Genomic DNA, 22561 nt, shown 5'->3' with positions numbered 1-22561 from the left:
TTGAGGCGCACGGTCACCCACTTCGGCACCTACGACGTCCGCGTCGAGGGTGGGCGACCGGTCGCGCTCGACCCGGTGGCCGACGACGGCGCCCCGAACGGGCTCGCCGACGGGATGCTCGACGTCCGCGAGGGACCGCTGCGGATCACCTCGCCGATGGTCCGACGCGGCTGGCTGGAGCGCGGCCCCGGGCCGGCCGACGGGGCCCGGGGGAGCGAGCCGTTCGTCGCGGTCTCGTGGGACCGCGCGCTAGAGCTGGTGGCGACCGAGCTGGCGCGGGTGCGTCGTACGCACGGGGACGAGGCGGTGTACGGCGGCTCCTACGGCTGGGGCAGCCCCGGCCGGTTCCACCACGCGCAGAGCCAGGTGCACCGGTTCCTGACGATGGGCGGCGGCTACACCGCGTCGGTGAACTCCTACAGCGCCGGGGCGATGGAGGTGGTGCTGCCGCACGTCATCGGGGGCGACTCGTGGAGCTTCGCCGAGCGGGGGGTGCAGTGGCCGGAGATCGTCGAGCACGGCGAGCTGGTCGTCTCCTTCGGCGGCACCGCCGCCAAGAACGCGTTCGCCAACGCCGGCGGCGTGGCCCGGCACCGGCAGCCGGCCTGGCAGCGAGGAGCCCGCGCCGCCGGGGTGCAGTTCGTGACCGTCTCCCCGCTGCGCGGTGACGCCGACCCCGCGCTCGAGGCCGACTGGATCGCCCCGCGACCCGGCACCGACGTCGCGCTGATGCTCGGGCTGGCCCACGAGCTGCTGCGCACCCGACGCCACGACGAGGACTTCCTGACCCGCTGCTGCGTCGGCTGGGAGCCGTTCGAGCGCTACCTGCTCGGCCGCGACGACGGCGTCGCCAAGTCGGCCGCGTGGGCGGCCTCGGTCTGCGGGATCGCGCCGATGACCGTCGTCGAGCTGGCCGAGCGGATCGCCGGGAGCCGGACCACGATCAACGTCACCTGGTCGCTGCAGCGGATGCAGCACGGTGAGCAGGCGCACTGGATGGGCGTGGTGCTGGCCGCCATGTCCGGCTCGCTGGGTCGTCCCGGCGGCGGGTACGCCGGCGGCCTCGGCATCTCGCTGATGGGGGTCCGCCCGCGGCGGCACCGGATCGCCTCGCTCCCGCAGGGCACCAACCCGGTCGGGCCGGCGCTGCCGGTCGCCCGGATCGCCGACGCGCTGCTCGGCCCCGGCACGCCGTACGACTACGACGGGTCACGGCGGACCTATCCCGACCTGCGGCTCGTCTACTGGGCCGGGGGCAACCCGTTCCACCACCACCAGGACCTGCACCGCCTGGTCCGGGCCTGGCAGCGGCCCGACACGGTGATCGCCCACGAGGCCTACTGGAACCCGCTCGCGCGGTTCAGCGACATCGTGCTCCCGATCGCCACGACCCTGGAGCGCGACGACCTGGCCGCCGGGATGATGGACCTGACCATCACCGCGATGTCGCGGGTCGCGGAGCCGCCGGCCGGGGTGCGGACCGACTACGACGTGTTCTCGGCGCTGGCGTCCCGGCTGGGCTTCGGCGAGACCTTCACCGAGGGGCGCACCGCCGACGCGTGGGTGCGCGAGCTCTACGACCGGACCGTCGCGAACCTGGCCGAGGACGGCGTCCCGCTCCCGTCGTACGACGACTTCCGCGCGCTGGGCTCCGTCGAGACGCCCGAGCCGGCCCCCGACGAGCGCTGGTCGTTCGCCCGGCTGCGCGAGGACCCCGCGTCGTACCCCTTGCCGACGCCGTCGGGCCGGATCGAGATCACCTCCGCGACCATCGCCTCCTTCGGCTACCCCGACTGCGGCGGGCACCCGCGGTGGTACGAGCCGGCCGAGTGGCTGGGCGGGTCCGCGGCCGAGCGGTTCCCGCTGGCGCTGGTCTCGAACCAGCCGTCCCGCCGGCTGCACAGCCAGCTCGACCACGCCGCCCACAGCCGCGCCGGCAAGGTCGCCGGCCGCGAGCCGGTGCTGCTGCACCCGGCCGACGCGGCCGCGCGCGGGATCGCCGCGGGCGACGTCGTACGGATCCACAACGAGCGTGGCGCCTGCCTGGCCGGGGCGGTCCTCACGGCCGACGTCCGCCCCGGCGTGGTGGTGCTCGCGACCGGCGCCTGGTTCGACCCCGAGACCCCCGGCGTCACCGGGTCCCTGGACCGGCACGGCAACCCCAACGTGCTCACCGCCGACCGCGGCGCCTCGTCGCTGTCGCAGGGCCCGAGCCCCGGCACCACGCTGGTCGAGGTGACGCCGTACGACGGGGTGCCGCCGGGCGTGCGGTGCTTCGACCCGCCGGAGATCGCTACAGACTGACCGGCTCCCGCCGCCGCGCCCGGGGCGCGAGCGCGACCCCTGGCCGACGCGGCAGGCGCACGGTGGCGGTGGTGCCGCGCTCGGGGCTGGAGGCGATGTCGACCGTCCCGCCGTGGAGCGTCACGATCGCCTGCACGATGGTCAGCCCCAGGCCGGTGCCCTGGACCGCCTGCTCGGTGGCGGTCGAGGAGCGGAAGAAGCGGGTGAAGAGCCGGTGCTGCTCGGCCTCCGGGATGCCGACCCCGGTGTCGGTGACCACCAGCGTCGACGTGGTGTCGCCGGTGCTCAGGCGCACCCCGATCCGGCCGCCGTCGGGGGTGAACTTCACGGCGTTGGTGAGCAGGTTGACGAGCATCCGCTCAAGCTGGGTCGGGTCGATCTCGTGGTGGTCGGGGGCGTCGGGTACGTCGATGACCAGCTCCAGCGACCGGTTCTCGAACATCCAGAGGACCGCCTCCGCCGCGGACGAGACGACGTCGCGCAGGTCGGTCGGGACCGCGTTGATGGTCAGTCGCGAGGACTCGATCTGGGACAGGGTGAGCAGGTCCTCGACCAGCGTCAGCAGCCGCTGGCCGTTGCGGTGGACCCGGCCGACCAGGGCGAGCTGGGGGTCGTCGAGGTCTCCGACGGCCCCCTCGGTCAACAGCTCGAGGTAGCCGATGATGCTGGTGATCGGCGTGCGCAGCTCGTGGCTGACGGTCGAGACGAAGTCGGACTTGGTCCGTTCCAGCTCCCGGAGCCGCTCCACCGCCTCCTGCTCGGTCACGAGGGCGGCGGTGAGCGCCTGCTCGGCCCGGTGCCGCTCGGTGACGTCGCGGAAGACCACGACGACGTCGCCCGGTCCCTCGTCCCCGTCCGGGGGCAGCGGGATCGCCGAGAACGTGAGGACCCGGCCGTCCGGGACGCCCTCGTTGCGGACCACCAGGTCGATGTCCCGCGCGCGCTGCCCGCCCAGGGCCTGCACGTGGGGCAGCTCGTGCCGGGCGACCGGGCGGCCGTCGAGGTGATGGAGGCCGTAGCCCTCGGCGGGGCCGATGCCGCGGGCCCGGTGGTCGCCCCCACCCAGCAGCGCGACCCCGGCCGGGTTGCGCAGCAGGACCCGCTCCTCGCGGTCGACGACCGCCAGGCCCTCCTGGAGCGAGTCGACGATGGTGGACAGCAACCGGGTCTGGGCCTGCGCCGTGTCCCGGGCGCGCTCGTGCAGCCACCAGTTGACGACGCAGGCGATCGAGGCGCAGGCGAAGAAGGCGGCGTGCACGACGGCGAAGAGCCACGGGTGCTCCCAGGCCGCCGGGTGGTTGTAGACCGCGCGGGGATCGGAGGTGCCCATCACCCCGTGATGGACGAGCACGTAGACCACGCCGAGGGTGAACGGCGCCCACGCCTCGTAGAGCGCGATCACCGGGATCATGACGAAGAAGTGGAAGTGCGCCTCGACGAGCCCCTCGGAGAGGTGCACGATGACGCCCGAGCTGATCATCAGGCCCGCGGCCGCGACGGAGGCCTGCAGGACCCGGCGCATCGGGACGAAGGTCGCGACCATCGCCGCCATCAGGACCGGGGCTGCGTCCACCCAGGCGTGGCCGATCCCGTTGCCGCGCAGGACGGCGTACGTCGGGATGGCGACGACGTGTCCCCACAGGAGGAACAGGACAGCGCGGTGCCGGGTCCGCCAGGCCGGCTCGGGCAGCGAGCCGCCGCGGGGCAGCCAGCGGGGCCAGCGCCGCCACGAGGAGAGGGAGGGCACGTGGTCCCATCGGCCGCTCAGACCCGGACCTGAGCGGCCGAGGAGGTCAGCGCGTCACCCGCACCGTCCTGGCCGCCCGGGCTCCGGTGAACAGACCGGGCTCGGCGGGGGTGAAGACCACGACGACCCGGCGCTTGCCGGCGGCGAGCCCCCGCGGCAGGCGGTAGCGCACCGGGCCGGCGCCGGTCACACGGATCCGGCCGACGGTGCGTCCGTCGACCCGCACCGCGACTGTGCCGCGCGCCCGGGCGGCGATCGGGTCGCTCACCCGGACCGTCAGTCGCGGGCGCGGCCCCGGGCGGGCGCTCAGGCGCACCCGGGCGCGGGCCGCGGCCACGTCGAGCGTGGCGGCGCGGGAGACGACCGTCCCGGCGGCATTGGCGACCTTGACGCGCAGGCCGGCGCCGTCGTCCCCGCGGGTGACCCGGTCGAGCATCAGCCGGGCACCACGCTGCTCGGGCAGGTCGATCCAGGTCGACCCGATCCGGCGCTGCCACTGGTAGCGCAGGTCGTCCCCGGTCGCCGCGACCGTGAAGCCGGCCGGCCGGGTGACGGTCACCCGCGCGCTCGTCGGCTGCCGGGTGATGCGCGGGGCGACCGGCGCGGGCTCCACGACCGGCCCGAGCTCGGCGGGGCCGATGGTGATCGGCGCGCCCGGCTTGTGCGGGTCGGCGGCACCCCCCGACGAGTACCAGTACGACGACAGCCCGGTGCGTCCGTGGAAGTCAACGAACCGCTGCGGCCAGGCCCCCCAGTCGGAGCCGGTGCGGGCCTGGGCGGCCGCGCCCTCGGGTACGGCGACGGTGACCCCGGCGTAGTCCGGCTGCAGCTCGAACCCGGCCGGGTCGAACGTCGCGGCGGCGAAGGTGGAGATCTCGACGTCGGCGACCGGCGGGACCGGCGTCTTCTCGTTCGGGTTCTCCTGGCGCGAGCCGTAGCCCGACAGGTCGCCGGTGAGCACCCCGGAGCCGTCGGCCCGGACCGCGAGGACCGGGTCGGTGACCGTGAACGGCACCATGCCGCCGTAGAAGTTGACGGTCCACGACCCGCGCCAGCCGATGCGTGCGGACCCGTCCGCGGCGAGGGTCCCGGTGCCGTCCTCCAGGACGACGACCTGCTCGGTGGCCGGGTCGGCGTCGACGTGCGCGGCCCGCGTCGCCCAGGTCGCGGCCGTCTCGCCCGCCGTCCCGCGCTGGCGCACCGACACCTGTCCGGAGCTCGCGCGGTAGGTGGCCTCGGTGCCGTCGGACACGCCCGCCGAGAAGTACGACGACCCGCCGAACGGCGGAGCCACCTGCATCTCCTCGCTGCCCGTCCACTCGAGTCGGACGTCCGACAGCGAGGCCGGCCCGCTCGGCGGCTCGGTGACGGTGAGGGTCGCGACCCGGGTGAACGTCGAGCCGACGGCGTTGGTCAGCCGGGCCCGGAACTGCGCCCCGGACTGGTCCACCGCGGTCTCGCGGATCGTCAGGCTGGTCTCACCCAGCAGCAGGTCGTCGTCCTCCACGACCGGCGTCCAGAAGCCGCCCACCTTGCGCTGCCAGGTGATCGTGGTGGCCTCCGGGTTGGCCTCCCAGAGGGTGGACAGCTCGACGCTGGTCCCGGGCTCGGTGCGCACGTCGAAGGGGTGCTGGACCACGTGCGGCGCGTAGGCCAGGTCGAGGCCGACCTCGGCGGACGAGATCCGGCCGGCGTCGTTGCTCACCAGGGCGCGGTACGTCGCGCCGTCGTCGGCCGGTACGGCGTCCCAGGCCAGCTCGGTGCCGGTCTCGCCCGGCAGGTCGGTGAAGGTGGTCTCGCCGTCACGCTTGCGCTGCCACTGCACGTCCGCCTCGATCGCGGGGTCGACGGCGAGGTCGAAGGCGACCGGGGTCGACGCGGCCCCCGCGGTGATCGTGGTGGACACGGCCGCCGGCTGGGTCGTGATCCGCGGGGCCAGGCCGAGGTTCGCCACGCGGAGCCACCCCACCGGCTGGCCCTCGGCGTCGTAGTCGGTCGCCGGGACGACGATCGAGCCGTCGGGCAGGCTGTGGATCTGGAAGTTGCCGAAGAGGTAGTCGGTGAAGCGGCGGATCGGGTAGCCGGCCACGTCGGTCGTCCCGTCGTACCAGTGCAGCTGCTCGCCCTCGAGGTCGTAGGGGTTGGCGACCCACAGACCGCCGGTGGTCGGGTCGTCGGCCACCGAGGTGCCGAGGGCCGAGATCTCGAACGGCGCGTACATGTCCTCGCCCACGACGGGCGCGCCGGCCGCGGCTGTGCCGTCGGGCCCGACCCGCACGGTCACGAAGTCCTCCAGGGACGCGCCGTCGCCGTGCAGCACCACGCCGCCGTCCCCGGTCGACCGGGCGGCCACGTAGCCGTTGTAGAGGGTCCCCAGGTAGGCCGCCGGCAGCACCGTGTCGGGGATCTCGGCGACGACGGCGGTGGGGTCGGGGCCGTCGGTGAGACGCACGTGCAGCGCGCCCATGTAGTGGTCGACCCCGTTCTCGTCCTGGCGGATGACCGGCGCCTGGCCGGTTGCGAGCACGTAGGAGCCGTCGCCGAGGACGGCGAGGTGCTCGACGTACTCGAGGATGGAGGACAGCGGGCTCGAGATGTCGCCGGTCGCCGCGCCCCACTCGCCACCGGTGCTCGGCAGGCGGAAGTCCGTCACGGACCGCGCCCAGCCGGCGCCGTCGCGGGTGAACCGGTAGATCTCGTCGCTGGTGTAGATGTCGGGGCGCTGACCGGTCGGGATCCCCTGGGCGATCAGCAGCTCCTGCTCCAGGCCGTTCCAGATCAGCTGGCTGGTCTCGGTGCCGGACACGACGACGTTCTGGCCGACCGTGCGCGTGGTGCTGTCGCGCAGGCGCCCGACGACGCCGGTCGTGAAGCGGGTGCCGTCGAAGGTCAGGCTGTGGACGACGTGCTCGACGCCCAACCCGCCGTTGCTGCCCGGGACCGGGTCGCCCTCGTGCAGGCCGAGGTAGAAGATCGTGTCCGTCGCCGGGTCGATGGTGAAGCGGTACTGCGGCTGCGCGAGGTCGTGCAGGTCGAGCTCGACCGGCGTGCCGACCGGCGTCATCGTGGCGGCGTCCAGGGCGGTGACGGTCAGGTCGTCGTCGGCGCCGGTGGTGAGGGCGAACAGCCGCTTCCCGTCGCCGGAGACCAGCAGCCGGCGCTGGAGCGTCGCGTTCCCGGTGCGGCCGGTGGAGTAGAGGGCGGCCGGCTCGAGGACCGGGGCGCCGGGGAGGTCGAAGTGCTCGGTGAGGTCGGGCAGCGCGCCCGCGCCCTCGTAGCTGAAGGAGGTGTTGTCGAGCGTCGTGCCCTCGCCGTAGATGCTGAGCCCGGGACCGGCCGTCGTCGGGATCGCGTCGTACGACGTGGTCGGCGGCCCGAAGGTCGTCTGCGCCGCGGCGATGTCGAACTTGGCCAGCACGACGTCCTCGTCGACGTGCAGCTCGCCGCCCGGGTCGCCGCGCAGGTAGCCGGTGTGCGTGCCCCGCAGCACCTGGGCGTCGCGGGAGATCTCGAGACTGAGGTCGCTGAACCTGGTGTCCAGGCCCCACGTGCCCGGCGCCACCTGGCCGTACCAGGCGCGGAAGTGCAGCGAGCCCGCGAGGTCGAGGGTGGTGGTGCCGGTGTCGGCGTCGAAGGCGCCCGACTCGACCGGGAAGCGCCAGGCCTTCGGCAGCGTGATGCCGCCCTCGGTCTGCTCCGTCGCCGCCACGGTCGCACCGTCCTCGGCGCGGGCGCCGGCGCCGGTCGCCTCCTCGTAGGGCCCGATGTAACGCCGCCAGGACGCCTTCACGCCCCACACGAGCGAGCCCTCGGTGAGGGGGGCCGCGGCCGCCGTGGCGCTCGGGGCGGGCGCGAGGAGCACCACCAGGCCGGACGCCAGCAGGGCGAGGGTCGCAGCGAGCGCGGTGAGGCTGCGGGGACGGTGCGGGGTCATGGGCGAGCGGGCTCTCTTCGTCGGGGGGTGCGGGCGTGCGCGACGGGGCGGCGCCGGAGCGCCGCCCCGTCACGTCCTCAGAGGAAGGTGATGTCGTAGGTGCCGACGGTGGCCTTGGTGCCGCCGGTCGGGTGCTCGGTGATGAGCAGCTGGCAGTCGACGCCGCTGGCGCCCTTGCAGGTGAAGGACGTCGGCTGGGGCACGTTCAGCGGCCACGGCAGGGCCGTCTTGTGCACGTTGGTGTTCGTCTTGGTCGCCGTGTAGCTGATCGAGAACGCGCCCGTCGCGTCGGTGGTGACCTCGGTGCCGGCCGTGCACGCCGGGATGCCCAGGTAGGTCTGCGTCGAGCAGACGCCGACCTTGTGCGGGCTGCTGGGGGTGAGCCCGGAACCGGAGATGGTGATGACCTGGCCGTCGGTCAGGCCGGTGGTCTGGCTGACGGAGGTCGCGGCGAACGCCGACGACGTCGTCACGAGCACGAGCGACGCGACGGCGGCCAGGAGCAGCGAGATGCGTCGTACGAGCGTGAGGTGGGGCATGGGGGGATCCTCTCAACTTAAGTAAGCCTTACCTAACAAAGGAGGCGGTCGAGAGTGTTCGGAGTCGGGGGGTCGGCTGTCAACGCGCTCGTCCACGAGCGCGCGGCGGCCCGCGCGAGAAGCGGGGCGAACCTGTCTAGACGGGTTCGGCGAAGCCCGGCAGCAGCTCGGTCAGGATCGCTCGGAACGGCGCCTCGGCGCCGAGCTGGCAGAGCACGCCGATGCCGCCAAGCCAGGTGCGGTGGATGAGCAGGTACTGCGGCGGCAGGTTGAGCCGCATCGCCACCGTGAACGACGGGTCGCGCGGGTTGTTGATGCGCTGGAACTGCTCCTGCATCCACTCCCGCGAGAACCGGAACCGCTCGACCCTGGTCGGCTCGACGAACGGCGAGAGGTAGTCGAGCACCAGGTCGGGGTCGATGGTGATCCGGTCCTTGACGAACCCCTCGGCGCGCAGCCCGTCGAGCAGCGCCTCGTGGTCCTCGTCGCCCGCGATCCGGATCAGGCTGCCCATCGCCTCGGGGAGGCCGGCGCTCTCCAGTCGGGCGACCGCGCCGAAGTCGAGGACGCCGAGGCGACCCGGCTCGCCGTCGGGGCCCGGCAGCACCCGGAAGTTCCCGGGGTGCGGGTCGGCGTGCAGCATGCCGGTGCGCGAGGGGCCGGAGAACAGGAACCGGACCAGCAGCTCGCCGTAGTGGTCGCGCTCGGCCTGGCTGCCGTCGCGGATCACCTGGGCCAGCGAGGCCGGGCTCTCCATCCACTCGGTGATGAGCACGGTCTCGCCGACCGCGACCACGGCCGGGACCTCGATGTCGGGGTCGCCGGCGAAGGCGTCGGCGAAGACGGTCTGGGCCTCGGCCTCGAGGCGGTAGTCGAGCTCGTCGACCGCGCGGGCCTGCAGCTCCTCGACCAGCGGCTTGATCTCGACGCCGGGCACGAGCGGACCGATGGTGCGGGCGAGCCGGGAGAGCTGGCGCAGGTCGGAGCGGAGCGCCTCGCCGGCGCCGGGGTACTGCACCTTGACCGCAACCTCGCGGCCGTCGTGCCAGCGACCCCGGTGGACCTGGCCGATCGAGGCGGCCGCGGTCGGGCCGCCGTCCAGCCAGACCAGCTGCTGTTTCCAGTCCGGACCCAGGTCGCGTGCGAGCGCGTCCCGCACGGTCTGCGTCGGCATCGGGGGAGCGGAGTCCTGGAGCTTCGTCAGCTGCTCCCGGTACGGCGCCGCCAGCTCGTCGGGCAGGGCCGCCTCGAGCACGGAGAGCTGCTGCCCGAACTTCATCGCGCCGCCCTTGAGCTCGCCCAGGGTGCGGAAGAGCTGCTCGGCGGTGCGCTGCTGGATCTCGGTCATCACGGCCTCGGCCGGCTGCCCGCCGAGCCGCTTGCCCAACCCGAGCGCGCTGCGTCCGGCGTACCCCAGGGGCAGGGCGGCCAGACGTGCGGTCCGCGCCACTGCCTTCCGGGGGAGGTCGGTCATGCCTCCATTGTGGCGGGCGGCTCCACACGCGCCGTGCGGAGCCGCCGCCGGACTATCGACGAACGCGGAGCACGACGGTCGCGTTGGACGGGGCGAAGCGAGACTTGTCCGTGGGCGAGAAGGTCACCTTGAGTCGGTGACTGCCCGGCTTCAGTGTCTTCGGTAGCTTGAACGAGGCGCCCTTGCCAGCCTTGAGCGGCAGTCGCTTCAGTACCTTGCGGCCGTCGGCGATCTCCACCCGACCTGCGGGGGCGCCGGTGACGTTGATGCGCAGCGTCACCCGGGTCTTCCCGACGATCTGCACCTTCTTGGTGAGCTTCAGCGCGACCCGGGTCCTCTCGGGTGCCGGAGCGGGGGCGGGCGGCTGGGGCGAGGTCACGGTGCCGGTGTTCGACGAAGCGACACGGGGGGAGAACACGGGAGGCTCGTCAGCGAACTGGCCGGGGGCGCTGTCCACGAAGTAGAGCTCTGCCCCCGACGTGTTGTAGCCCGCCCACAGGACGTCCACGTGGATCGCGACCGCGGCCGGGTTGCCGAGGCAGCTACGGGGCACCGTCACGGTCGCGGTGCCGTTCACCCCGAGCTTCTCGGCGGTAGCGATCGAGGTGCACGTGACGTTCTCGGCGGCGTCCAGCACGCCCGCGACACCGTCCTCCTTGCTCCACAGGATGAAGTAGTCCTCGACCCCGTCGGAGTTGGTGTCCACGGAGGCCCGCAGGACTGTCCAGCTGTCCGCGTTGGTGTAGCTGAAGGTCGACACGAGCTGGAGGCTCTGCGTTCCATGGTCGATCCTCACCGACGTCAGATCGATGTCGAAGTCACCGTAGACGAGTCCGGACGGGGTGATCCCCAGGGCGTCATCGGTCGGATCGGCCACGATCGTGGTGCCCGCGAAGGCTGGCGCTGCCAGGAGCGCCAGGGCCGTTCCGAATGAGGTGGCGAGGAGACGGAGCTTGCTGCGTTGCACGTGTTCTTCTCTCAGGTCGGCCGGTCCACGAGACGGGCAGGTGGGGGCGAGATCAGCCGACCCGAGGCGGCAGCAGGTCGAAACGTAGAGTCCGCTGACGTCGTCGTCCGCAAAACGTGCAAAGACGTCGGCTCAGCCGCGGATGGTCCATACCGGTCAGGACCTGCACCGCTCAGGACGAAGACACGCCCGACGCGGTGAGGTCCGGCGTCGGGTAGACCACGTTCTCCTCGGCCGGCATCAGCACCCAGAGGATCGGGTAGATCAGCACCTGGCTGCCCGGCACCACCATGAGCAGCAGCACGAACAGCAGCCGCGAGACCCACGGGGTGAGGCCGAACCGCTGCCCCACGCCGGAGCAGACGCCGCCGAGGATCCGGCCCTGGCGGGGGCGGACGAGGCCCTGGCGGGCGAGGCTGGAGCGGATGTCGTTCATGGGGTTCCTCCTGTTGCTGGGTGTGCCTCCAGCCTGCGTCGTCCGACGCCGTCGCCCCATCGGGATCAGCCCTGGCCGACCCCCGAGGTCGACCCTAGGTACGACGGGTCGCGCGCACGACCACGTCGTGCAGCGTCATCGGCGCGCCGCCCGGCCGGTCCACCGTCCGGGCGAGCTCCTCGGCCGTCACCACCTCCCAGACACCGCCGTCCAGACGGGCGGTGACCGAGGCGGCGGTCGCCGTCGCCGCGTCCGGCGGCTGGTCGCCGTGCCCGTGATCCTGGTGGTGTCCGTGCAGGTGGCCCACCACGAGCAGGGTGCCGCCCGGCGCCACCCAGCCCGCGAGCCGGTCGTAGAAGTCGAGCTGCGGGATCGCCGGGTGCGCGTAGTGGGTCGTCACCAGGTCGTACGACGTCGCCGGGGTCCAGCTGCTCAGGTCGGCCTCCACCCAGCCCACTCCGTCGACGCCGGCGGCGGCCGCGCGTCCGGCGGCCCGGCCCAGCGCCTCGGCGGAGATGTCGGCGGCGGTGACCCGCCAGCCGTGGGCGGCCAGCCAGATCGCCTCCGCGCCGGCCCCGCAGCCGGCGTCGAGCGCCGTGCCGGGGGTCAGGTCGGCGAGCTCGCGCTCGAGGTACGGGTTCGCCGGGAGGGGAGTGGGGTCGGCGGGCCGGTCCTCGCGCCAGTGCCGCTCCCAGTAGGCCTTGTCGAACTCGTGCTGGTGGTCGTGTCCGTGGTCGTGCTGGTGTCCGCTCACCCGACGATCGTGCGACCCTGGGCGCTCACCAGCAAACGTTGTTGCCGAATGGAAACGCCGATGACCGAGGACCCGATCGACCGCACGCTCGACGCCGTCGGGCCGCGGCTGCGCCGGTTGCGGGAGCGCCGCGGGGTCACGCTCGCCGACCTCGCCGCCGAGACCGGCATCTCGACCAGCACCCTGTCCCGTCTCGAGGCCGGTCTGCGCCGCCCGACCCTGGAGCAGCTGCTGCCGCTCGCCCGCGTCCACGGGGTGACCCTCGACGAGCTCGTGGACGCACCGCCCACCGGCAACCCCCGGGTCAACCTGCGACCGGTCGTCACGGCCGACGGGACCACCGTGCTGCCGCTCACCCGGCGTGCCGGCGGGATCCAGGCCTACAAGTTCGTCCTTCCGCCGGGCCGCGACGACGCCGAGCCCGACCTGCGCACCCACGAGGGCCATGACTGGGCCTACGTCCTCGACGGCATCCTGCGTCTGGTCCTCGGCGAGCACGACCTGCTCCTGCAGCCGGGCGAGGCGGTCGAGTTCGACACCCGCACCCCGCACTGGTTCGGCGCGACGTCGGCCGGCCCCGTGGAGTTCCTCAGTCTCATCGGCCGGCAGGGGCAGCGCGCCCACGTCCGCGCCTCCGCGCGACCGGAGCCATCTAGGCCACGTTGAGGGGACGGTCGCGTCGTGGGATCCTCCCGATCATTGGGCGGTGAGTCCGGGCTCCGCGGGGGACCCCACCGGTCCTCCGGGGAGTGTCATGACCGCATCGACCAAGCAGGGCCTGCGTCGGCCCGAGCAGGAGACCTCGTCCGCGGAGGTACGGCGCGACGTCGCCGTGGAGGTCGAGGCCGCGACGCCCGTCGCTCCGGTGCCGCTCCCGTCGTTGGTCGTCGGCGCGGCCGACGACCGGGCCGAGGTCGACGCGGACCGGGTCGCCGACGCGGCCCTGTCCCGGCTGGCGCCCGAGACCGACGCCCACCAGCACGGCGCCGGGTGCGTTCACCGCCTCGCCGCGCCCGCGCCCGCCGGCGCCACCCCGGTGGTCGGCGCGGCCGGGGGCGAGCTGGACGCCGCGACGAGCGACGCGATCACCAGCCGGGTCGGCCAGGGCCGGGCGATGCCCGGCGACGTACGCCGCCGGATGGAGGGCGCCTTCGGCGGGTCGTTCTCGTCGGTGCGCATCCACGACGACGCGGGCGCGGCCGACCTCTCCCGCTCGGTCTCGGCCCGGGCGTTCACGGTCGGCTCCGACGTGTTCTTCGACCGGGGCCAGTTCGCCCCCGAGACGCCGGCCGGCGAGCGGGTGCTCGCCCACGAGCTCGCGCACACCCGCCAGACCGGTGGCGGGGCCCACCGGATGCTGCACCGGCTCGCCTACACCGACAACCCGTCGACCTGGGACGGCGAGCGCGTACGTCGGTCCGGCGAGGGCGTCGCCGGCGTGTTCTTCGTCGGGCCCGACCGAGACGTCGTGGTGAAGCCGCTCAACTCGACCGGCACGGTCGAGTACGCCAACGACTTCATGGCGCAGGGCATGAACATGCCGGCGCCGAAGACCGTCCGCTACGCCAAGGGCACCCCCCAGGCCAACGTCCTCGAGCGGCTGCTGATGACCGCCGAGGGCACGCGGTCCGACACTGAGGTGACCGATCAGATCAACGGGGCCAAGGCCTACCTGATCATGGAGAAGATGGGCGGCAAGTCCATCCAGACCCTCAGCAACGACGAGGCGACGGAGTTCCTCGGCAACGAGCAGGCCCTGAAGGACACCGGTCGGATCATGGTGTCCGACGCGTTCCTCGGCAACACCGACCGGCTGGTCGGCGGCAACGTCAACCTGGGCAACTTCTTCTACCAGGCCAGCGCCGGGCTGCTGCCCGGCAAGGTCAACACGATCGACAACGACTCCAAGTCGACGAAGGGCAAGACCCGGACGGGCCGCTCGGGCAACAAGGTCGTCGACGGTGACCTCGGCAGCAAGATCGGCTACCTCGAGATGCTCATCGACCTGCAGCAGCGGCTGGGGCCGATCGGCGCGTTCCTCACGAAATTCATGCAGGCCCACCGCGACAACGCGGGGGCGCTGGGCTACCTGAACACCAACCGGGCGACCATCATCACCGCGGTGAGCGACGGCATCACCCAGGCCCTCACCGACATGACCGCCCTGTTCAACAGCAACTTCGACCTGGTCCGGCAGGTGGCGAACGGCGACGTCGAGAGCGAGTCGTCGCGCAACCTGTCGTCGGCGAAGGGCGCGGCCAAGTACCTCCAGGCCCGCCAGAGCGGCACGTCGCAGGCCGACGCGACCGCCAAGCTGACCAAGTACGTCGAGTACCGCGCCAAGCGGGACAAGACGCCCAAGGGCTTCAAGTGGGTCACCAAGCTCGTGTCGAAGACCGGGTTCTGAGGGTGGGGCTGCTCGACGCTGCCGAGTCGATCCTGCGGGCCAACACCTGGGACTTCGAGCGGATGCCCGACGGGGGCGCCATCGGCACGGTCATCGAGGGACCACCGCGCTACGCGCTGGTGGTCGCCGCCGACGACGAGCGGGAGCTCATCACCTGCTTCGCCGTGCTCACCGAGCCGGTCGCCGAGGAGCACCGGGACGAGGTCCTGCGGCTCCTGAACCGGGCCAACCACGGCATCGAGGTCGTCTCGTTCGAGATGGACGAGGCGGACGGCGAGGTGCGGGCCCGCGCCACGGTCCCGGTCTACGGCGAGCCCCTGGTGGAGACCCACCTGGTGGTGGTGCTCTCGGAGACGATCTTCCACGCGGCCCGGGTCTTCCCACAGGTCACTACGCTCGGCTCATGAGCGAGCAGAGCATGGCCGGGTTCACCGTCCTGGTGACCGGGGCCAGCGACGGGATCGGGGCCGAGACCGCCCGGGTGCTGCACGTCCGGGGCGCGACGGTCCACGTCACGGGGCGCTCGGCCGAGAAGCTCCGACCGGTCGCCGAGGCGGTCGGCACCGAGCCCCTCGTCGCCGACTTCTCGCGGCTCGACGACGTACGACGCCTCGCCGAGCAGGTCGCCGAGCGGGCGCCGGCCATCGACGTGCTCGTCAACAACGCCGGCGGCACCTTCGCGCCGTCCACGCGCACCCACGACGGCCACGAGCCCAACTTCCAGATCAACCACCTGGCGCCGTTCCTGCTCACGAACCTGCTGCGCCCGCAGCTGGTCGCGGCCGGGCTGTCCCTGGTCGTCAACACCTCCAGCATCGGCAACCTGATGGGCCGGATCGTCCTCGACGACCTCGACTACGAGCGTCGCCGGGCGATCGAGTTCCCGGCCTACGGCACCGGCAAGCTGATGAACATCGTCTTCACCCGCGGCATCGCCCAGCGCTGGACCGGCGACGGCATCCTCTCCGCCGCGGTCCACCCCGGACCGGTCGGGAGCTCCTTCGGCCGCGACTCGTGGCTCGTCGGGCTGCTCTACCGCTCGCCGCTGAAGCGGTTCGCCACGATCAGCGTCCCCGACGGCGCGGCCCCGCTGGTCGCGCTGGCCGAGCGCGGACCGGACCCCGAGATCAACGGCCGCTACTTCAGCCGTTTCAGCCCCGACGGTCGGGAGAACCGGCAGGCGAGCGACCAGGCCATCATCGACGGGCTCTGGGCGCGGTCGGCGGCGCTGGTGGGCCTGGCCTGACCTAGGCGGGCGGCGGCGAGCCGAACCGTCGTACCTCGTGCGGCCAGCCGCAGCCCTCGGCGATCCGCGCCGCCCAGTGCTTCGCGGTCTCGTCGTCCGGCACGTCCACGACCGTGAAGCCGCCCAGGAACTCCTTGGTCTCGACGAACGGGCCGTCGGTGACCAGCATGTCGGCGCCGGTCGGGTCGACCGCGTAGACCGGCGCGCCCTCCTCGAGCCCTCCGGCGAAGACGTACACCCCCGCCGCCTTCATCTCCTCGAGGGCGGCCATCGAGGGCTCGACCCGACCGCGGAACCACTCCTCGGAGTGGTCACCGACCCACTGCTGGTTGAAGTAGAGGAGGTACTGGGGCATCGCTGCGGCTCCTTCGCTCGGGCGGACCCGTCGTCCGCCTCCACCCACGCTACGAACGGGGAGGGGTGGATACGACAGTGTGGCCCCGACAAAGTCGCGAACGGCCCCGCACCACCGGGTGCGGGGCCGTCGGGGTGAGCGATCAGGCGGTCTGCGGGAACTTCACGCCCGTGTTGGCGTGGCAGCGGTAGCCGAACGGGTTCTTCGCGAGGTACTGCTGGTGCTGCTCCTCGGCGTAGAAGTACGGCGTCTCGCTGGCGGGGCGGATCTCGGTGGTGATGTCACCCAGCCGACGCCGCTTCAGCTCGTCGCCGTAGACCTTGGTGAGCTCGCGGGCGGTCTGCTCCTGCTCGGGCGTCGTGTAGTAGATCGCCGAGCGGTACTGCGTGCCGACGTCGTTTCCCTGGCGCATGCCCTGGGTCGGGTCGTGCACCTCGAAGAACGTCTTCAGCAGGTCGGCGTACGAGACCTTCGCCGGGTCGAAGACGACCCGCACGGCCTCGGTGTGGTTGGTGCGACCGCTGCAGACCTCCTCGTACGACGGGTGCGGGGTGGTGCCGCCGGCGTACCCGACGGAGGTCGACCAGACCCCGTCCTTCTGCCAGAAGATCTCCTCGGCGCCCCAGAAGCAGCCGAGGCCGAGGAACGCGACCTCGTAGCCGTCCGGGATGGTGCCGGACTCGGGGTCGGTGATCACCGGGGTCCCCAGGACGACGTGCTGGTCACTCAGGGCGAACGGGCTCTCGCTGCGTCCGGGCAGGGTCTGCTCGGGGTCGACCAGTGCGGACTTGCGGAACAGGTTCACGGGCCCTCCTTCAAAGGGGAGTTGAGCTTGCAAGTGTGCAACACCGGAGGCGGACCGATCGTTCCCGTCGGAGTGATACCACAGTGGTAGCATCGGGTTTATGGCCATGACGCTGCGCACCGACGAAGAGCTCGAGAACGCCCTCGACGACCTGACCGCGGCGAAGGGGCTCTCGCGGCAGGAGGTCGTACGGCGAGCCGTCCTGGAGATGCGGGATCGCGACGGGCACCGGGCGCGGGTCGCCGACGCCTCACGTCAGATGCTGGCCGACTGGGGTGAGACCCTTGATCGGCTGGGGTCGGTGTGAGCGGGACGACCTTCCTCGACTTGGAGGACCTGATCCAGCTCACCCGTGACCTGGGGGCCGGTCCGGTGCGCGACGCCGGACTCCTGGAGTCAGCGGCCGCCCGGCCGAGGACGACCCTGTTCGGCGAGGACGCCTATCCGGCGATCGAGACCAAAGCCGCTGCACTGCTCCACTCGATCTGCCGCAACCACGCGTTGGTCGACGGCAACAAGCGATTGGCCTGGCACGCGGCCACCGTCTTCCTGTGGCTCAACGGCTGGCGGGTGACCCTGACCCAGGACCAGGCCTTCACGCTGGTCATGGATGTGGCCGAGGGTGTGCTCGACGTGCCTGAGATCGCCCGCGCCCTCGGGTCGGCCCTTGTCGCGAGGTGAGTAGCCTCGACCGGGTGAGCGAGCAGCAGCACCGGCACAAGTCCGGCTTCGAGACCCGCGCCATCCACGCCGGCTACGAGCCGGACCCGACGACGGGGGCGGTGATCCCGCCGATCTACGCGACGTCGACCTACAAGCAGGACGGCGTGGGCGGGCTGCGCGGCGGCTACGAGTACAGCCGCTCCGGCAACCCCACCCGCACCGCCCTGGAGGGCGCGCTGGCCGCGCTGGAGGAGGGGGAGCGCGGGTTCGCGTTCGCCTCCGGGCTGGCCGCCGAGGACACCCTCGTCCGGTCGGTGCTGAAGCCGGGCGACCACGTGGTCTTCCCCAACGACGCGTACGGCGGCACCTGGCGCCTCTTCGACAAGGTGCAGCGGGTCTGGGGCATCGACTACACGCCCGCGCCGGTGTCGGACCTGGAGAAGGTCGCGGCCGCGATCCGCCCCGGGACGACCAAGCTGGTCTGGGTCGAGACACCCACCAACCCGCTGCTCAACATCGGCGACATCGAGGCCCTCGCGGCGCTCGCGCACGACGCCGGCGCGCTGCTGGTCGTCGACAACACCTTCGCGTCGCCGTACCTCCAGCAGCCGCTCGCCCTCGGTGCCGACGTCGTCGTCCACTCCACGACCAAGTACGTCGGCGGCCACTCCGACGTGGTCGGGGGCGCCCTGGTCGTCAAGGACCTGGAGGTCGCCGAGCAGGTCGGCTTCCACCAGAACGCGATGGGCGCCGTCCCCGGCCCCTTCGACGCGTTCCTGACCCACCGGGGCCTGAAGACGCTGGCCGTCCGGATGGACCGGCACTGCGACAACGCCGAGCGCGTCGTCGAGTTCCTCTCCGCCCACCCGTCGGTCGGCGAGGTGATCTACCCCGGCCTCGAGAGCCACCCCGGGCACGAGGTCGCGAGCCGGCAGATGAAGCGGTACGGCGGGATGGTGTCCTTCCGGGTGACCGGCGGAGAGGCCCAGGCGCTCGCGGTCTGCGACCGCACCGAGGTGTTCACCCTGGGCGAGTCGCTGGGCGGCGTGGAGTCGCTCATCGAGCACCCGGGCCGGATGACGCACGCCAGCGTGGCCGGCACCGACCTGGAGGTCCCGGCCGACCTGGTGCGGCTCAGCGTCGGCATCGAGACGGCCCACGACCTGGTCGCCGACCTGGAGCGCGCCCTGGAGGGTTAGCCCCCGACGATCCGGTTACGTTGTGCGGGTGAGCGACGATCCCGAGCAGCCGGACGACCAGCCCGCCGAGCAGCCCGAGGACTCGCGCTGGCGCCGTACCCGCCGGATCCGTCCGGAGCGGGACGACGACGAGCGGCTCCCGCAGCGCCTGGCCCACCAGTGGGCCCAGCTGCGTGAGGAGCGCGAGCGCGCGCTCGCGCTCCCCGAGACCCGGATCGTCGCCGCCGGCGGCAACGGCTTCTCGACCCGGCAGGTGCCGCACGGGCTCGACCTGACCGCCGCGTGGGCCTGGCGGTTCATCGTGATCGTGGTGGCCGCGGCGGTGGTCGCCAAGGCGGTCGCCTTCCTCTCGGTCGTGGTTCTCCCGGTGGTGATCGCGCTGCTGCTCGCCGCGCTGGTCGTCCCGCTCGTCGACCTGCTGAACCGGCAGCTGGGCCTGCCCCGCGGCCTGTCCTCGCTCGTCGTGGTCATCGGCTTCATCGCCGCGGTCGCCGCGCTGCTGACGCTCGCCGGGCAGCAGATCGCGAGCGGCGCCACGGACCTGGTCGACCAGAGCGCCCAGGGCATCGGCGAGATCCGCGACTGGCTGAAGGACGGCCCGCTGCACGCCAGCGACTCGCAGATCAACGACTACCTGCAGCAGGCCCAGGAGACGCTGACCCAGCAGTCCCAGGGCGGGGAGATCGCCGCCCGGGTCACCGAGGTCACCACCGCGGTCGGACACGTGTTCGCGGGCCTGTTCATCGCGCTGTTCTCGACGTACTTCTTCCTCTCCGACGGCAACCGGATCTGGTCCTGGATCGTCCGGCTCACGCCGCGGGCGGCCCGCGCGCAGGTCGACAGCTCGGGGCGGGTGGCCTGGATCTCGCTGACCCAGTTCGTGCGGGCCACGGTCGTGGTCGCCCTGGTCGACGCGATCGGCATCGCGATCGGTGCCGCCGTCCTGGGGGTCCCGTTCGTGCTCGCCATCGGCGTGCTGGTCTTCCTCGGCGCGTTCGTTCCGCTCATCGGGGCCACGGTCGCCGGCATCGTCGCGGTGCTGGTCGCCCTGGTCGACCAGGGACCGGTGACCGCGCTGCTGATGCTCGCCGTGATCATCGGCGTCCAGCAGCTGGAGGCCCACGTCCTGCAGCCGTTCCTGATGGGCCGCTGGGTCTCCATCCACCCGCTCGGCGTCATCATCGCCATCGCGGTCGGCGTGCTCGTCGGCGGCGTCGCCGGGGCGCTGGTGGCCGTGCCGCTGGCCGCGGCCGTCAACGCCGTGGGCGAGCACCTGGCGGCCAACACCGATCCCGGGGACGATCCGATCGAGGAGCTGGCCGAGGACTACGAGGAGACGGGGGAGACCCCGGAGATCCCGGAGGAGCAGCGATGAGCGTGAGCCTGGCCGACATCGTCGCGGCCCGCGAGGTCCTCGACGGCGTGGCCATCACGACCCCGATGGAGGAGTCGCGCTGGCTCTCCGCGCTCGCCGGCGGCCCGGTCTCGCTGAAGTGCGAGAACCTCCAGCGCACCGGCTCGTTCAAGGCCCGCGGCGCCTACGTCCGGATCAGCCGGCTCTCGCCGGAGGAGCGCGCACGCGGCGTGGTGGCGGCCTCGGCCGGCAACCACGCCCAGGGCGTCGCGCTGGCCGCCCAGCTGCTCGGCATCCGGGCGACCGTCTTCATGCCCGAGGGCGCGCCGATCCCCAAGGAGAAGGCCACCCGCGGGTACGGCGCCGACGTGGTCTTCGAGGGCCGCTACCTGGAGGACGCGCTCGTCGCGGCCCGACGCTTCGCGGACGAGACAGGGGCGGTGCTGATCCACCCGTTCGATCACGTCGACATCGTGGCCGGCCAGGGCACGGCCGGGCTGGAGATCCTGGAGCAGGCGCCCGACGTCGAGACCGTGCTGGTGCCGACCGGCGGCGGGGGGCTGCTCGCCGGGATCGCGATCGCTATCAAGGAGCTGCGGCCCGACGTCCGGGTGGTGGGGGTGCAGGCCGCCGGGGCGGCGGCCTTCCCGGGCTCGCTGGCCAGCGGTCGGCCGGTCGCCCTGGAGTCGATGCAGACGATGGCCGACGGGATCGCCGTCGGCCTGCCCGGCGACATCACCTTCGCCGCCGTGCGCGACCACGTCGACGAGATCCTCACGGTCTCCGAGGAGGACCTCTCCCGGGCGCTGCTGGCGCTGGTGGAGCGGGCGAAGATGGTCGTCGAGCCCGCCGGTGCCGCCGCGGTCGCGGCGATGCTCGACGAACCCGGCCGGTTCCGGACCCCGGCGGTCGCGGTGCTCTCCGGTGGCAACGTCGACCCGCTGCTGCTCGGCAAGGTGATCCGGCACGGCATGGCCGCCGCCGGCCGCTACCTCAACCTGCACGTCACCGTCCCCGACACCCCGGGCGGCCTGGCCCAGCTGCTGGGCGAGGTGGGCGCCGCCGGGGCCAACGTCCTCGAGGTGGTCCACGAGCGGATCTCGCCGTCCCTCAACCTCGACGAGGTCGAGGTCCACCTGCAGCTGGAGACGCGCGGAGCCCCGCACACCGAGCTGCTGCTGGAGCGGCTGCGGGGGCGGGGCTACCGGGTGTTGGGTGGTGCCTGAGTCTCAGCCCGTGTAGGGCACGGCGTCCAGGATGACGACCTTCAGCTCCTTGCCGTTGGGCGCCTCGTAGCTGACCGTCTCGCCCTTGTTGTGGCCGTTGATGGCCGAGCCGAGCGGTGACTGCGGGGAGTAGACCGTGAGGTCCTCGGGCTCGATCTCGCGGGCGCCCAGCAGGAAGGTCTCGGCCTCGTCGTCGTCATCGCCGACGAACTTGTAGGTCACGACCATGCCGGGCTCGACGACGCCGTCGTTGGGGGGCGTCTCGCCGACCTGGGCGCGGCGCAGCATGTCCTCGAGCTGGCGGATCCGGCCCTCGACCTTGCCCTGCTCCTCGCGGGCGGCGTGGTAGCCGCCGTTCTCCTTCAGGTCGCCCTCGTCGCGCGCGGCGCTGATCCGGGCGATGACCTCCTGGCGGATGGGTCCCTTGAGGTCCTCGAGCTCCTTCTGGAGCTTGTCGAAGGCGTCCTGGGTCAGCCAGATGGTGCCCTGCTCGGTCGACTGGGTCATGGCGATGCTCCTGCACTGCTGGGGGGTACGACGGGACGAGCCCGCCGGGGATCGGGGTGTGGCGTCCGCTCCGGTCGGCCACCACGTGGCACTGTCCCGGAAGTCGCGGGGCCTCATCTGGACAGCCCGGCGGGACGGCTCAGACGGATGAGTTTAGCAACCTGCCCCCGAGGAAGCAGGTCGACGCGTGACCTGGGTCTCAGGTCGAGGCGTCAGCTGGGGCGGGCCTGGCCCTCGGCGGTGCAGCCGAGGAACTCGACCGAGGTGGCCCTCCGCTCCGTGCGGACCGACTCCTCCATCCGGTTCGGGTCGCCCGGCTCGGGATTGAAGGCGAGCTCGCCGACGACGCTGTGGTCCTCGGCGAACGCCCGCAGCAGGCAGGAGACGTCGGTCGCGTCGTCGGCGACCCGCACGTCGACCACGGCGGTCGCGGTGTGCTCGTCGACCACGTCGAAGGAGACCAGGTCGGAGTCGACGGGCTTGGTCGACTGGTCGGCGATCGTCCACGCGAGCCAGGCCAGGAACACCGCGGCGACCGCCGCGCTGACGGCCCAGAGGACACGTCGACGCCAGGGCGCGGGGGCGCCGTACCGCTCCGCGAGGGCGGTGGAGGAGTCCTGCGGGGTCACCCGTCCATGGTCGCA

At 72.6% G+C, this 22561-nt stretch carries 21 protein-coding genes; 10 read left to right on the top strand and 11 right to left on the bottom strand.

Translation table 11 applies throughout. The features are described 5' to 3' along the window. Window positions 1-2304, top strand: a complete 2304-nt coding sequence (locus tag BLT76_RS16105) for a molybdopterin-dependent oxidoreductase (protein WP_211753007.1) — start codon at window positions 1-3, stop codon at window positions 2302-2304. On the opposite strand, the gene BLT76_RS16100 is transcribed toward BLT76_RS16105, so the two are convergent. The 7 genes from BLT76_RS16100 to BLT76_RS16070 form a co-directional block, all read right to left on the bottom strand. Next, on the bottom strand, window positions 2294-4051 hold the full coding sequence (locus tag BLT76_RS16100; RefSeq protein WP_090858248.1) for a sensor histidine kinase: 1758 nt from the start codon (window positions 4049-4051) through the stop codon (window positions 2294-2296). The genes BLT76_RS16105 and BLT76_RS16100 overlap by 11 nt on opposite strands. Before the next feature lie 46 nt (window positions 4052-4097). After that, window positions 4098-7985 carry an HtaA domain-containing protein gene (locus BLT76_RS16095; RefSeq protein ID WP_090858246.1) on the bottom strand — a complete coding sequence of 1296 codons (3888 nt, stop codon included), beginning with the start codon at window positions 7983-7985 and terminating at the stop codon, window positions 4098-4100. 77 nt (window positions 7986-8062) lie between these two features. Continuing rightward, on the bottom strand, window positions 8063-8524 hold the full coding sequence (locus BLT76_RS16090; protein WP_090858242.1) for a neocarzinostatin apoprotein domain-containing protein: 462 nt from the start codon (window positions 8522-8524) through the stop codon (window positions 8063-8065). A gap of 136 nt (window positions 8525-8660) precedes the next feature. Beyond that, window positions 8661-9998 carry an ABC1 kinase family protein gene (locus tag BLT76_RS16085; RefSeq protein ID WP_090858239.1) on the bottom strand — a complete coding sequence of 446 codons (1338 nt, stop codon included), beginning with the start codon at window positions 9996-9998 and terminating at the stop codon, window positions 8661-8663. A gap of 52 nt (window positions 9999-10050) precedes the next feature. Then, window positions 10051-10758: an Ig-like domain repeat protein gene (locus BLT76_RS16080; protein ID WP_170867092.1), complete on the bottom strand. Its 708-nt coding sequence runs from the start codon at window positions 10756-10758 to the stop codon at window positions 10051-10053. Between the two features lie 379 nt (window positions 10759-11137). After that, complete coding sequence (locus BLT76_RS16075) at window positions 11138-11401, bottom strand: PspC domain-containing protein (protein ID WP_090858233.1); 264 nt, start codon at window positions 11399-11401, stop codon at window positions 11138-11140. A gap of 94 nt (window positions 11402-11495) precedes the next feature. Then, window positions 11496-12155, bottom strand: a complete 660-nt coding sequence (locus tag BLT76_RS16070) for a class I SAM-dependent methyltransferase (RefSeq protein ID WP_090858231.1) — start codon at window positions 12153-12155, stop codon at window positions 11496-11498. A gap of 60 nt (window positions 12156-12215) precedes the next feature. On the opposite strand from BLT76_RS16070, the gene BLT76_RS16065 reads away from it, so the two are divergent. The 4 genes from BLT76_RS16065 (at window position 12216) to BLT76_RS16050 (ending at window position 15808) form a co-directional block, all read left to right on the top strand. After that, window positions 12216-12821: a helix-turn-helix domain-containing protein gene (locus tag BLT76_RS16065; protein ID WP_170867091.1), complete on the top strand. Its 606-nt coding sequence runs from the start codon at window positions 12216-12218 to the stop codon at window positions 12819-12821. 88 nt (window positions 12822-12909) lie between these two features. Continuing rightward, entirely contained in the window at window positions 12910-14562 is a 1653-nt protein-coding gene (locus BLT76_RS16060; protein WP_090858227.1) for an eCIS core domain-containing protein, read from the top strand. Between the two features lie 2 nt (window positions 14563-14564). Then, the gene (locus BLT76_RS16055) at window positions 14565-14969 is read left to right on the top strand and encodes a YbjN domain-containing protein (RefSeq protein WP_090858225.1); all 405 of its coding nucleotides are present in this window, start codon (window positions 14565-14567) and stop codon (window positions 14967-14969) included. After that, the gene (locus tag BLT76_RS16050) at window positions 14966-15808 is read left to right on the top strand and encodes an SDR family NAD(P)-dependent oxidoreductase (RefSeq protein ID WP_090858222.1); all 843 of its coding nucleotides are present in this window, start codon (window positions 14966-14968) and stop codon (window positions 15806-15808) included. Before BLT76_RS16055 ends, BLT76_RS16050 begins: the two co-directional genes overlap by 4 nt. 1 nt (window position 15809) lies before the next feature. On the opposite strand, the gene BLT76_RS16045 is transcribed toward BLT76_RS16050, so the two are convergent. Then, window positions 15810-16163 carry a YciI family protein gene (locus tag BLT76_RS16045; protein ID WP_090858218.1) on the bottom strand — a complete coding sequence of 118 codons (354 nt, stop codon included), beginning with the start codon at window positions 16161-16163 and terminating at the stop codon, window positions 15810-15812. 142 nt (window positions 16164-16305) lie between these two features. Then, on the bottom strand, window positions 16306-16968 hold the full coding sequence (msrA, locus tag BLT76_RS16040) for a peptide-methionine (S)-S-oxide reductase MsrA (RefSeq protein ID WP_244509435.1): 663 nt from the start codon (window positions 16966-16968) through the stop codon (window positions 16306-16308). Between the two features lie 100 nt (window positions 16969-17068). On the opposite strand from msrA, the gene BLT76_RS16035 reads away from it, so the two are divergent. Genes BLT76_RS16035 through ilvA form a run of 5 tightly spaced genes read left to right on the top strand, consistent with a single transcriptional unit; the run spans window position 17069 to window position 21410 of the window. Next, on the top strand, window positions 17069-17275 hold the full coding sequence (locus BLT76_RS16035) for a ribbon-helix-helix protein, CopG family (RefSeq protein ID WP_090858213.1): 207 nt from the start codon (window positions 17069-17071) through the stop codon (window positions 17273-17275). Between the two features lie 20 nt (window positions 17276-17295). Further along, a complete protein-coding gene (locus BLT76_RS16030; RefSeq protein WP_218856253.1) occupies window positions 17296-17649 on the top strand; it encodes a type II toxin-antitoxin system death-on-curing family toxin in 354 nt (117 codons plus the stop codon). A 14-nt stretch (window positions 17650-17663) separates the two neighbouring features. Further along, window positions 17664-18830 (top strand): cystathionine gamma-synthase, encoded by a 1167-nt coding sequence (locus BLT76_RS16025; RefSeq protein ID WP_090858206.1) that lies wholly within the window; start codon window positions 17664-17666, stop codon window positions 18828-18830. Between the two features lie 28 nt (window positions 18831-18858). Continuing rightward, on the top strand, window positions 18859-20205 hold the full coding sequence (locus tag BLT76_RS16020) for an AI-2E family transporter (protein WP_090858468.1): 1347 nt from the start codon (window positions 18859-18861) through the stop codon (window positions 20203-20205). Then, window positions 20202-21410: a threonine ammonia-lyase gene (ilvA, locus tag BLT76_RS16015; RefSeq protein WP_090858203.1), complete on the top strand. Its 1209-nt coding sequence runs from the start codon at window positions 20202-20204 to the stop codon at window positions 21408-21410. The genes BLT76_RS16020 and ilvA overlap by 4 nt, the downstream gene beginning before the upstream one ends. Before the next feature lie 3 nt (window positions 21411-21413). On the opposite strand, the gene greA is transcribed toward ilvA, so the two are convergent. Both greA and BLT76_RS16005 read right to left on the bottom strand, forming a co-directional pair. Further along, the gene (gene greA / locus BLT76_RS16010; RefSeq protein WP_090858200.1) at window positions 21414-21917 is read right to left on the bottom strand and encodes a transcription elongation factor GreA; all 504 of its coding nucleotides are present in this window, start codon (window positions 21915-21917) and stop codon (window positions 21414-21416) included. 212 nt (window positions 21918-22129) lie between these two features. Beyond that, window positions 22130-22546, bottom strand: a complete 417-nt coding sequence (locus tag BLT76_RS16005) for a DUF4307 domain-containing protein (protein ID WP_170867090.1) — start codon at window positions 22544-22546, stop codon at window positions 22130-22132. Between the last annotated feature and the right edge of the window lie 15 nt (window positions 22547-22561).

The organism is Nocardioides lianchengensis (assembly GCF_900101465.1).
In the GTDB taxonomy this organism is placed as follows: domain Bacteria; phylum Actinomycetota; class Actinomycetes; order Propionibacteriales; family Nocardioidaceae; genus Nocardioides; species Nocardioides lianchengensis.
This window is presented reverse-complemented; position numbering and strand designations above follow the sequence as displayed.